The following is a 10,691-nucleotide window of genomic DNA, read 5'->3' as shown; positions in this document are numbered from 1 at the left end:
AGTCCTATCCCATGGGCGGAACATCTACTTCTACTTCGTTGATGCCACAACTCGTACAAGCAGTGATACCGCCTCAACATGGAATGAGTGAACACCAAGTATGTCAAGTAGTTGAGTTGTATGCGGAAACATATCCACTAAACTATTTAACGATAGCTTGAGGTTATCGTTAAAAGGTATTACCTCGACAAACTGGAATTTTCCAGCTCGACAAGCTGGTTTTTAAGCTTTAGTTATCGGAATCCAAAGTTCCATTTTGTAGTCTTTGCTGTGCATATCACCTTCATAGTAATATTCAAAGTCAGATTTTCCTGAATGAATATAGCCATGCTCAGGGAAGAATACTTCCATTGCATATTTCCACCCGTTATGAATGCACTCCGGAACACTTCCTACTAATTCTACAACTGCATACTCTGCTTCTTCCACTTCCAAAACATCTAAGCCCATACTTGTGGCTTTGTCTACATCATTAACGATATAACCAGCCATATAATTTATTGTGCTTGGATTTTCCACATCATGGCAAACGCCCATACTTTGACCGCTTCCTAAACTTGCAAGTTCATCGTGGCTATATTTTTCATATAGCTTATCCCAAATACTCGGACATAATGATGAATTGATGTTTTGTTCATTGATTCCTGCAACTGTAAATGCTTTTTTCTTTTGAATTGTAATATCCATGCTTCTTCCTCCTCTTACACTTAGTGCTAATTGCACACGTGAAACTAATTTAAATGGTTTCCCGTTTCTCACCTCTGAAGGAGTAAATCCATGAAAATTCTTAAAAGCAGTTCCAAATGAATCTGATGACTCATATCCAAATTTGAAAGCAACATCAATAATTTTTTCATCCGTATTTCTTAATATAACGGCTGCTTCCGTCAATCTTCTGCTTCTTAAATATTCTGAAAGCGTTGTTTCAGTCAGAATAGAAAACAAGCGACTGAACATTGAATACGAATATCCGGATAACTGAGTTACTTTCTTTTCATCAATTTCATCATCAAGAACTGTTTCAAGATAATCAATCGTATCGTTAAACGACTTGATAATATTCACTTCGATTCCCCCTTTCTTTTGGTTTATTTTAGTATAGAGGAAGATTTCTTTTCTTACCCTACAGTATCCGTACAAATTTTATAGGCTTCATCTCATAGAAACTTATACCTTGCTAACTTCAACAAACTGAAGCTTGTTTGTCTCATTTAGCTTTCTTGGGTTTCTTTTCTGGCAGTTCCGCATACATACCTTTCAGTAGTTCAGTAATCAAATCCATATCCTCAAATCTGTCGAATGCATACATCAATGTCTTTGAACCCTCATACGGATAACGCAATTCTGAGTCTGCAAGAAGTTTGTCCGATGTCGGCGTTCTCTTTAAAAATAGTTCATTATCGCAAATGTCACCTATCAGCTTATCGTTAAAATATATAAGGTATCCGCCCATCATGGATCTTATGACAATATCACCTGCTGCGGAAAAAATCTCACGAACAAATTCATTAAATTCATTCACTATGATTACCTCCTTCAAAATCAAATATTCCTTACTTTATGGCATACTCTTTCCCTATTTATCCTCAAAATTTCAGCAATCCATTTTCATCAAATTGAAAATTTGGTCCCCATGAAACTTCCCAATAGTATCCATCTAAATCCGAAAAATATGCGTGATATCCACCCCAAAAAACTTCCTGTGGCTCTTTTACAATTTTTCCACCTGCTTTTCCTTACTAGTTCTATTACTCGCCAATATTGTATAAATTAAATAAGCAATAAAAATGATAATAAAAATAACATAGCAGCCAGTCTTACAATTTACTACTTTTTATATGATAATTTACAAATGTCTTTCCAGCCACTCGATCTTTTTAAAATCCTTATTGTTATTGTGATCATTTCGATAGGAGTCTTGAGAAGAAGCTTTGTAAATACTTAGATACTGCTCCAGACTTGGAAGACGAAAAGTGATGCCTTCAATGTGAATAAGCTCTATATCCGATTCCGAAACTCCTGCAAAATCAGGTAAGGAATCGATACTTCCAAATTCAACACTCTCTCGATCCTTTTTGAATTCATGCTCATGAATATCTATTAAGACGTAGCCTAAGTCTTTCATCACTTTCATTATCTTGTCCCAGTCATAAATTCTAAGATGATCAGGTACTTCCCAACCTCTAGGATCCCCAGGCACATGAATGTCAATGTCAGACGGCCCCCAATTTTCTTTCGTTCTAAACTCCAATCCCAAAGAGCCCATCAGTGTCGGTGTAATTCCGACTCGATTTAAATGGAAACAAATAGTTTTAAATTCTTCAAATAAGAGACTCATGTTTACTCTAAACCTTTCATATAAATGTTCGTTATTTCTACTTTATTACCTTGAACAAAATCATCTTCATTTTCTAGAGTATATCCAGTTATTTTGGTTACAAATTCTTTTCCTTCTTTTAAGGACCCAAATGCGACTAGATCTTTATAAGAAGGATTTTGATATAATTCCAACATATACATCTCTAGTCTTTCTGATTTTTGAACGATTATCCACATTTCACAAACAAGCTTACACATTCGACATGTGATAATATTTTTTTATGTACTAATAAAAAAAAGGCAATGAAAATCATTTTAAAATGATACTGTGGAACGGAAAGATTTTCGCTAGTTCCAAAAGAATCGATATTCATCATTCCACTTTAAATTATAATAGATAATTCTCTAACATAGATCATCTAATTAGCAAATCGTTACTTTCAATAAAGGATATCCTGATCTAAATTTTAAAATGTTGTTTCCTTACTAATTCTATTACTCGCCAATATTGTATAAATTAAATAAACAATAAAAATGATAATAAAAATAACATTAATTTTTAACACAAAATAAAGATTTAACAAATTTGCGAACGCATGAAATAATATACAGTATCCTACTGATTTCGTTTGACGGTAAAGAAGTCCTAAAACAAAACTTAAAAATAACGTATATATAAAAAATAAAATAAAAGGAAATCCTTGATGACTTTCTCCAACAATAAACCATAAAGGCAGATGCCATATCCCCCAAATTAATCCTACAATCAAATTAGATTGCCAATATGTATATTTTTTATCAAGTAAGGGTTGTAGTATACCTCTCCACCCTAATTCTTCATGTCCACCACCAAAAAAAATTAATTGAATAAAGAATAGTGGCATTAAATAAATGGATACTCCGTTTAATTCTAAGGAAGATACAGAAAATAGTATCAAAATTGCTAACAAATGAATAATGAAATAAATACTACTATTTTCTTTCTTACTAAATACAAAATGTTTAAATTTTATATTATTTCTTTTCAAATAAAAGCCACTTGCAATTGCTGGTCCAAGTGCACCTACTATGTGTAACATTCTCCCTATAATTGTTTCTAATCCCAAAATCTGAGTTTGAGTAAAGATGGCAAGAATCCCCCAAGCTATATAAGTAATTCCAAATGTAATATAAAGATAATTTTTTAAATTCCTTTTATCAATTTCTGTCATTTTATCTTCCTTATTTTGATTATTCTATGTATAATATTTTTTTCTGCTTCTTAGTTGCTCTCGATTATAACTACCTATATTCTATCACAAAAATGCAAAAAAAGCCCTATAATCAAGGCTTTTCATTATCCCTTTTGTTAAAAGGTTTTTACGCTTTTATCAGCAAAGCTACACACTCGGCGGTTCGCTGTTACCGTATCATTTCGTCGGTTTCCCCCTCATTCTACAAGTCCTATCCCATGGGCGGAACATCTACTTCTACTTCGTTGATGCCACAACTCGTACAAGCAGTGATACCGCCTCAACATGTGCTGAGAGCTTTCTTCTATACTAATAGACGAAAGGGTGTGAAAATGATTTTTAAATGATACTGTGGAACGGAACAGTAGCCCTAGTATTGACTACTGTCGTTTCTATTCATATTGGCTATTCTAGGACTGAGATGAAAAAATCTATAAATGCTCAGAATAAAATTGAACCCGCAAATCTCCCCAAAACAATGGTGAGTCATGTACTTGTATTATTCCGAAAAAATACACCTCTGGTGCAGTGAGACAAATTGGTGTATCTTATAGTGGCTTCGTAGATGAAAGCTATACTCTACTATCACTCTTTGATGATGTAGAACAAATTGAAAAAGATAATAGACTTCAGACAGCTATTGATGTTGTCAGAGAACAGTTTGGTTTTTTAGCCATACAAAAAGGAACCGTCCTAACTGAAGGTTCCAGAAATATTGAACGCAGTAAACTTATCGGTGGTCATTCCGCGGGTGGATTGGAGGGATTAAAATGAAACAAGAAAAAAATACAGTACAATTTTCAGAAATCCGTAGCAAAGGATGTAATGATATTGAAATGCTTGAAAGATTTTTACATGGAATCGTTGAAACAGCAACTTCAAAACTTCGTCAGAGAAAACTCAAAACAACTGAAATATCGATACGACTAGTACATGCTAAATCTGAAAACCGATTACCATTGGAATTTACATTTAGCATTAAGCCAACAAGCTCATCTGTGATAATCTATACTGAGGTAATCAATCGCTTTAAAGAATGTTACACAGGTGGGGGAATTCAAGGTTTTACGATTCAATTTGATAAAAATACCCTTGCCTCTGCATAGAAAGGATTTGATATGATTGACCGTTCATATTTACCATTTCAATCAGCAAGAGAGTACCAGGATACAAAGATGCAAAAATGGATGGGCTTTTTCCTATCTGAACATGCATCAGCACTCTCTGATGATACAAACAAAGTAACGTACATGTCTGACTTATCACTAGAGAAGAAATTATTACTCCTCAGTCAAGTATACGCCGGGCAGCTACGCACACGCATTCAAGTGATTGAAAAAAACAAGCGTGTTTCCTACACTGGAACAATACCAAGTCTGACCAAAGATTTCATTTTGATAAAAACTACAACAGGTCACATCAATTTGAAATTAAAAGACATTATTAGTATTGAACTTGTCGAGGAGGTGCTCTATGAATCAGCTTGAGTTTCAGCGTAATCACCTACAAATGGACTATTATAGCGAGAGCTACCAAGATTTTGAACGTGACTTCTACCGCTACTCTAACATGAATATTCCATTGACCTTCCTAACTGATGATATCCTAAAAACAATGGCGACTTCACGTAAGAATTACTTTGTCCTCAATAAGGAAAAGTCCAGAGATAACCGCGATCACTTCTTCATATTTGAAGTAAGTACCGTAGATGAGAATCCGCTAATCTATCATTATACATATAAGAAAACTACAATATATTTAGCAGAAAAATAGGAGCAGTTCAATTGACTGTTCCTATTTTTAATATTCATAAAATCTAAAGTCTTTATACTCTTTAACAATGGAGTCGCCAACCAGAACAGACTATACTGACCAGCGACTACCTTAAATTTAATGTTTCAGATTTATTTTCTTATCTCTAATTTCATAAACTACATCTGCTACATTTTCGAGTAATCGTTTATCGTGGGTGATAAACACGATAGTTCCGGTGTACTCCTTCATTAGTATTTCCAAAGCCTCTAAACTTGGTATGTCAAGGAAGTTACTGGGTTCATCCATTATTAGGATGTTATATCTACCCATGAGCATTTTAGCAAGCAACAATTTTATAATTTCTCCACCGCTTAAAACAGATAAACTTTTTCCAATATCGTTCTGTTTGAACCCCATAGATGCTAGCACTGAACGAATTTCTGATATATTGTAGTCACAATCCTTCTGCATAAACTCCATAACATTCTGATTACTGTTGTACTTGTAACCATTCTGTGCAAAGTAACCTATTTTTGCCTTAGGCGAAATAGAAATTCCTTCTTCATGGTTTAAGATCATTTGGATTAAAGTTGTTTTTCCGATTCCATTACCACCAGTTAACGCCACTTTTGCTCCTAACGGAATTTGAAAAGATGCATTTTCAAACAGAGCCTTATCCCCAAATACTTTATTAATTTCTGCACCGACTATAGGGTATGGATTATGGAGCTCCAATGCTTTACTTTGCCTGAAACGAATTCTGCGAATGCCTTCCGGAGCTTCTACTTTTCCTAAGGCCGCAATCCTGTGCTCTAGGGTTTTAGCAGCATTATACATCTTTTTTTCCTTACTTCCTATTGATTTTTGATGAGCTAAACGCCCTCCGTCTTCAGTACTTTTTTTCTTTGAAGAACCTTTTGCCTTCTGTTCTATTTTACGAGCCTGTTTTCGCTTTTCCTCCGCAGCCCTTTCCAATCGGGCACGTTCCGCAATAAATTGTTCGTATTCTGCAGCTTGGCTCTTACGTTCTTCCTCTTTCTGACGAAGATAATCAGAATAGTTTCCCCAATACTCAGTGATTTTGCCATCTTTCAGTTCCCATATTTTATCTACTATTTCATCAAGAAAATAGCGGTCATGGCTAATAACTAACAGTGCACCTGTAAAATATTTTAGCTGTCCTATTAGAAAATCAATTCCTTCACGGTCTAAATGGCTCGTAGGTTCATCCGCTAAAATACCATGAACCTGTGCCGATAAGGCCTGTGCTATTTTAAGCCTTGTTTCTTCACCACCGCTCATAGTCTGTATATTTAATTGCTCAACACCTAGCTTGCCTACAAGTGCAAAATCTTTTTCCTCCTGCAGAGTTACTTCGTCCAACTGGGGAATATAGGCAAGTTCACCCAGACGATTCATTTTACATCCTGGGGGAGTTAATTCTCCTAAAAGTACCCTGAGTAAAGTGCTTTTTCCAGCACCATTTGCTCCTACTAAACCAATACGGTCATAATCATATACTTCTAATTCATTTATATCTAAAACATCGCGTCCTTTGAATTCCACACGAATGTCTTTTGCTTTTAATATTAATTCCATAACATTTCCTCCTGTCTATAATCGCATGCTTTCATTTGCTTGTATGCAGGGAAAACCCTGCGATTTTAGCAGGAAGAGTTACATGAAAATAAGATACATAAATATTCCTCCAATATTGTTTATTTTAAATCTAATTTTCTAACCTCAGTTATCATTTGGCAAACTATAGCAATGCCAATAATTAAAATACCTGATAGTAAAAACCAATGATTTACACCGATTTTATCAGCAAAGAATCCAGAAAGAATTAACCCAATTGGCATAGCAAGTGACATGATACTTCCGATCAAAGAAAATACACGTCCTAAATATTCAGGCTTAATTTTCTCCTGAAAAAGAGCTGTTTGCACACCGCTATAAAATGGCACCGAAAGCCCCATTATTGCACAGCAAACTACGAATATTACAAATCCATTTGGAGGAAGTATTCCCGAAACGGCTAAACTGGTCCCCATTATAAAAAATGAACTTGTTATTAGTAATACATGCTTTTCGAAGCCCCCTAATCTTCCTAATAATAAGCCTCCTGCTAGCATCCCAAATGCAAAGGAAATTTCCGTAATAGAAATATGCACAGGCGTTCCATTAAAGTGTTCCATGCTTATTAAAGGAAATAGTGCATTGATTGGCATATAAACAAAAGTATATAGTGTTCCTAAGAGTAATAAGGCAAACAATCCTTTGTTTTGTCTCAGAACCACAACTCCTTCTTTCATCTCCCTTATGAAATTTGGTTCTAAACTTTGCACTTGATTACCCAGCTTAGGTATACGTACAATTGCTACCGTAATAGATGCAATCACAGCACCCAATACGTCGATGGCAATAATAGCATTTAAATCCCAAACGGAGTATAAGAGTGCTGCAACTGCCGGACTAACAATATAGCTTATAGACTGCAAAGACTGACTATAGCCTGCGCATTTCGTTAGCTGTTCTTCTGGTACTAAAAGTGGTGTAACCGCATTGAGTGCTGGGGTATGAAAAGCTGTTCCAATGCTACGGATAAACAATACTATCATAATCATCCAGACAGGTAGCTCCATACAGAATGCAACAATAGCAAGCACTGCACCAGCTGCTGCGATAATTAAATCGGCACCAATCATTATCTTCTTCCTATCATGACGATCCACTAGCACACCAATGGCAGGTCCCAAAATCGCATAGGGTAAAAAACCTACTAATGAAGCCATAGACAAGACCATCGCAGATCCTGTTTTTTCTGTAAGGTAAAAAATAATCGCCATTTGCAGGATGGCACTAGTGATTAATGATACTGCTTGCCCTGCCCATATTGCATAAAATTTTCGTTTCCAATTGTTGTATTTTTCCATTTATATTATCTCCTGCATATTATTTTGCTTGAATTTCTATTTTGAATAGCATTCTAGGCAATAAAAAATGCAGGCCAAACCCCACAATGTGGCTTTTGGTCTGCATACATACAATTTGGAAACATTCATATTAAAGACATAGTTAAATAAAGGTATAGTTAAATAACCAATATCCTCACCGTAACTAATGAATGCTCAATATCGTATAAATAAGCACAACAAAAAAGCCTATCATCGGGTATAGATTCTGCTTTTTTTATTGCCAGCTTATCTTAAACGCATTGAGGCTGTCATAGTTTCGGTTCCTCCTACATCTTTGTTTATATCAATTTATAGTATAACACAACAAGATGATATGTTCAATATAAAAGTTATGGAATGAGACTCATACTTCCAATTCGATGCCAGATTTAAAGGATATGACGAAGTTTTCTTCATAGACTGTAACGCTCTGGATTATCTTCCTTAGTAGCAAGCGATTAGCTTTCACAAAATCTTCTGTTTGTAGTTTTAAAAATTCATCAGGATTTTCTAACTCAACCTCAAAATATTTCATTTTACATTCCCTCATTTCATTTATTGATAAATTGAGTTTGCAAAAAAGAGTGGACAATTTTTGTCTACTCTTAACCTTTAAAATAGTTTTTTTTAATCGATTTGAAGTTGCCTAAATTATTACTTATTCGGTAAAATGAAGTATTGCTTTCAACAGATTTCCTTCAACTACACTTCACTTGATTCAAACAAGGTGGGTACATTTCTATTCCCACAAACTCCTTGTCAATGGAAACAAACACGTACCCACAGGGTAAATGGAAATAGAAACTGATAATTTCTAGCTATCACTTCTACTCATTCCAAAAATTTTCTCACTCTGATACTTACCCACCATAAAGCAAAAAGCCTTGCAATCAAGGCTTTCATTATCCCTTTCGTTCAAAGGTTTCTAAGCTTTTACGAGCAGAGCGACACACTCAGCGGTTCGCTATCTCCGTTCTGTCTGCGTGCTAGCACTTGTCAATCACGGACAGCTATCGCATGGGCGGAAGTAAATGCTAATCTTCGTCGTTTTACTCCTTGACTAGCAAACTTACCGCCTCAACATGATGCGTCTGCGGAAAAAGATCAACCGGCTGCACTTTCTTCAGTTCATAACCCAACTCTTGATAGAGTTTGATATCACGCGCCATAGTAGCGACGTTACAGGAGATATAGGCGATGCGGTAAGCGCCTGTTTGGGCACTTGCTTTGATAAAGCTTTCGGTTAAACCTTTGCGTGGTGGGTCGACCAAAATAACGGTTGGTTGGATACCTTCCTTGAGCCAATTCTTCATAGCATTTTCTGCTGTATCACAGACATAGTGGGCATTGGTGATACCGTTCAACTCTGCATTCTTAATGCTATTCTCCACGGCTTCTGAAATGACCTCAACCCCATAGACTTCCTTGACATGCTTGGCAACTGATAAGCCAATAGTCCCAATTCCTGAGTAGGCGTCAATCACGACATCTTCTGCTCTTAACTCCGCAAAGTCAATGGCTGTCTGATAGAGCTTCTCTGCCATTTCAGTATTGACCTGGTAAAAGGCTGGTCCAGAAATTTGGAAGCTATTGCCCAACATTTGGTCGGTAATGTAATCTTGACCATAGAGCGTTCGCCATTCTTTCCCAAAAATAGCATTGGTATTCTGGTCATTAATATTTTGCATAACAGATTTGATAGCTGGGAATTGCTTGATCAGCTGCTCGATCAACTGGTCCACACGAAACACCTTAGGACGAGTGGTGACCAAAATGACCATGATTTCTCCAGAATGATGTCCTCGACGAACCACAAGGTTACGAATCAAGCCAGACTGTTCCTTCTCATCATAAGGCTTGAGGTCAAACCGACGAATCAAATCACGAAGTGCCAAGACCACTTGGTCGATGACGGGATCTTGGATATAAAAGTCTTCAATCGGCATCAAATCATGGGAGTTCTTCCGAAAGAAGCCTGTTTCGACCTGACCATTGACACGACGAACAGGGACTTGGGCCTTGTTGCGGTATTGGACAGGATGGTCCATTCCCAAGGTAAGGGGCACCTCGATATCAGTGATTCCCGCCATCTTGTAGAGGCTATCCTTGACCTGCTTGGCCTTGAATTTCAGTTGCTCCGGATAAGCTAGGTGACCTAAGTCGGCGATTCCGCTTCGTAAATAGGCAAGATCCAGCTCTTCATTGCGATGAGGGGATTTTTCTAGGTACTCCTCTACTTTTCCGTAGCCAATCTTTTTGTTGACTTTAAGCACGCGCATGCGGATGATTTCTCCTGGCAGGGCATTCTCCACAAAAAAGACCAGGCCATCGACCTTAGCCACTCCTGCTCCTTCGTGGGTCAAATCAACAATCTCAACGGTTACAATTTCATTTTTCTTTAACATGGTGTTCTATCTTTCTACAAATT

13 protein-coding genes and 2 pseudogenes are annotated in these 10,691 nt (G+C 36.5%); 4 read left to right on the top strand and 11 right to left on the bottom strand.

All coding sequences use genetic code 11. The features are described 5' to 3' along the window. Window positions 1–222: 222 nt before the first annotated feature. From P5Y91_RS03450 to P5Y91_RS03425, 7 genes and pseudogenes are all read right to left on the bottom strand, one after another. On the bottom strand, window positions 223–1,065 hold the full coding sequence (locus tag P5Y91_RS03450; RefSeq protein WP_277838988.1) for an AraC family transcriptional regulator: 843 nt from the start codon (window positions 1,063–1,065) through the stop codon (window positions 223–225). A gap of 142 nt (window positions 1,066–1,207) precedes the next feature. Next, window positions 1,208–1,522, bottom strand: coding sequence for a TfoX/Sxy family protein (locus P5Y91_RS03445; protein ID WP_277838987.1), 315 nt, complete (start codon window positions 1,520–1,522; stop codon window positions 1,208–1,210). 64 nt (window positions 1,523–1,586) lie between these two features. After that, a pseudogene (locus P5Y91_RS03440) lies at window positions 1,587–1,727 on the bottom strand (VOC family protein); the annotation flags it as partial. Further along, window positions 1,712–1,804: pseudogene (locus tag P5Y91_RS10385) on the bottom strand (CPBP family intramembrane glutamic endopeptidase); the annotation flags it as partial. The pseudogenes P5Y91_RS03440 and P5Y91_RS10385, both read right to left, overlap by 16 nt. 42 nt (window positions 1,805–1,846) lie before the next feature. Then, complete coding sequence (locus tag P5Y91_RS03435) at window positions 1,847–2,338, bottom strand: phosphoribosylanthranilate isomerase (protein WP_277838986.1); 492 nt, start codon at window positions 2,336–2,338, stop codon at window positions 1,847–1,849. A 2-nt stretch (window positions 2,339–2,340) separates the two neighbouring features. Next, window positions 2,341–2,514, bottom strand: a complete 174-nt coding sequence (locus P5Y91_RS03430) for a hypothetical protein (protein ID WP_277838985.1) — start codon at window positions 2,512–2,514, stop codon at window positions 2,341–2,343. Window positions 2,515–2,786: 272 nt separating this feature from the next. Then, a complete protein-coding gene (locus P5Y91_RS03425) occupies window positions 2,787–3,530 on the bottom strand; it encodes a CPBP family intramembrane glutamic endopeptidase (RefSeq protein ID WP_277838984.1) in 744 nt (247 codons plus the stop codon). 549 nt (window positions 3,531–4,079) lie between these two features. On the opposite strand from P5Y91_RS03425, the gene P5Y91_RS03420 reads away from it, so the two are divergent. Genes P5Y91_RS03420 through P5Y91_RS03405 form a run of 4 tightly spaced genes read left to right on the top strand, consistent with a single transcriptional unit; the run spans window position 4,080 to window position 5,324 of the window. Continuing rightward, window positions 4,080–4,325: a hypothetical protein gene (locus P5Y91_RS03420; RefSeq protein ID WP_001813542.1), complete on the top strand. Its 246-nt coding sequence runs from the start codon at window positions 4,080–4,082 to the stop codon at window positions 4,323–4,325. Further along, window positions 4,322–4,657 (top strand): DinB/UmuC family translesion DNA polymerase, encoded by a 336-nt coding sequence (locus P5Y91_RS03415; protein ID WP_000806926.1) that lies wholly within the window; start codon window positions 4,322–4,324, stop codon window positions 4,655–4,657. The genes P5Y91_RS03420 and P5Y91_RS03415 overlap by 4 nt, the downstream gene beginning before the upstream one ends. Window positions 4,658–4,669: 12 nt before the next feature. Next, window positions 4,670–5,038, top strand: a complete 369-nt coding sequence (locus P5Y91_RS03410) for a hypothetical protein (protein ID WP_000567222.1) — start codon at window positions 4,670–4,672, stop codon at window positions 5,036–5,038. Further along, entirely contained in the window at window positions 5,025–5,324 is a 300-nt protein-coding gene (locus tag P5Y91_RS03405; protein WP_001072467.1) for a DUF5960 family protein, read from the top strand. Before P5Y91_RS03410 ends, P5Y91_RS03405 begins: the two co-directional genes overlap by 14 nt. A 117-nt stretch (window positions 5,325–5,441) precedes the next feature. On the opposite strand, the gene msr(D) is transcribed toward P5Y91_RS03405, so the two are convergent. From msr(D) to rlmD, 4 genes are all read right to left on the bottom strand, one after another. Next, on the bottom strand, window positions 5,442–6,905 hold the full coding sequence (msr(D), locus tag P5Y91_RS03400) for an ABC-F type ribosomal protection protein Msr(D) (RefSeq protein ID WP_000420313.1): 1,464 nt from the start codon (window positions 6,903–6,905) through the stop codon (window positions 5,442–5,444). Between the two features lie 119 nt (window positions 6,906–7,024). Beyond that, on the bottom strand, window positions 7,025–8,242 hold the full coding sequence (mef(A), locus tag P5Y91_RS03395; RefSeq protein ID WP_000417519.1) for a macrolide efflux MFS transporter Mef(A): 1,218 nt from the start codon (window positions 8,240–8,242) through the stop codon (window positions 7,025–7,027). Window positions 8,243–8,627: 385 nt separating this feature from the next. Next, complete coding sequence (locus tag P5Y91_RS03390) at window positions 8,628–8,798, bottom strand: hypothetical protein (protein ID WP_000873143.1); 171 nt, start codon at window positions 8,796–8,798, stop codon at window positions 8,628–8,630. A gap of 514 nt (window positions 8,799–9,312) precedes the next feature. Continuing rightward, a complete protein-coding gene (gene rlmD / locus P5Y91_RS03385) occupies window positions 9,313–10,668 on the bottom strand; it encodes a 23S rRNA (uracil(1939)-C(5))-methyltransferase RlmD (protein WP_277838983.1) in 1,356 nt (451 codons plus the stop codon). Window positions 10,669–10,691 lie beyond the last annotated feature (23 nt).

Origin of the sequence: Streptococcus taoyuanensis, from assembly GCF_029589235.1 — a bacterium.
GTDB lineage: Bacteria > Bacillota > Bacilli > Lactobacillales > Streptococcaceae > Streptococcus > Streptococcus taoyuanensis.
Note: the sequence above shows the minus strand (reverse complement) of the source record. Positions and strands in the feature narration are given on the sequence as shown.

Excerpts from the sequence above, each read along its gene's own strand:
- P5Y91_RS03435 (WP_277838986.1), bottom strand. The coding sequence starts at position 2,338 with ATGAGTCTCTTATTTGAAGAATTTAAAACTATTTGTTTCCATTTAAAT.
- P5Y91_RS03430 (WP_277838985.1), bottom strand. The coding sequence starts at position 2,514 with ATGTTGGAATTATATCAAAATCCTTCTTATAAAGATCTAGTCGCATTT.
- P5Y91_RS03425 (WP_277838984.1), bottom strand. The coding sequence starts at position 3,530 with ATGACAGAAATTGATAAAAGGAATTTAAAAAATTATCTTTATATTACA.
- P5Y91_RS03415 (WP_000806926.1), top strand. The coding sequence starts at position 4,322 with ATGAAACAAGAAAAAAATACAGTACAATTTTCAGAAATCCGTAGCAAA.
- P5Y91_RS03410 (WP_000567222.1), top strand. The coding sequence starts at position 4,670 with ATGATTGACCGTTCATATTTACCATTTCAATCAGCAAGAGAGTACCAG.
- P5Y91_RS03405 (WP_001072467.1), top strand. The coding sequence starts at position 5,025 with ATGAATCAGCTTGAGTTTCAGCGTAATCACCTACAAATGGACTATTAT.
- P5Y91_RS03390 (WP_000873143.1), bottom strand. The coding sequence starts at position 8,798 with ATGAAATATTTTGAGGTTGAGTTAGAAAATCCTGATGAATTTTTAAAA.
- rlmD (WP_277838983.1), bottom strand. The coding sequence starts at position 10,668 with ATGTTAAAGAAAAATGAAATTGTAACCGTTGAGATTGTTGATTTGACC.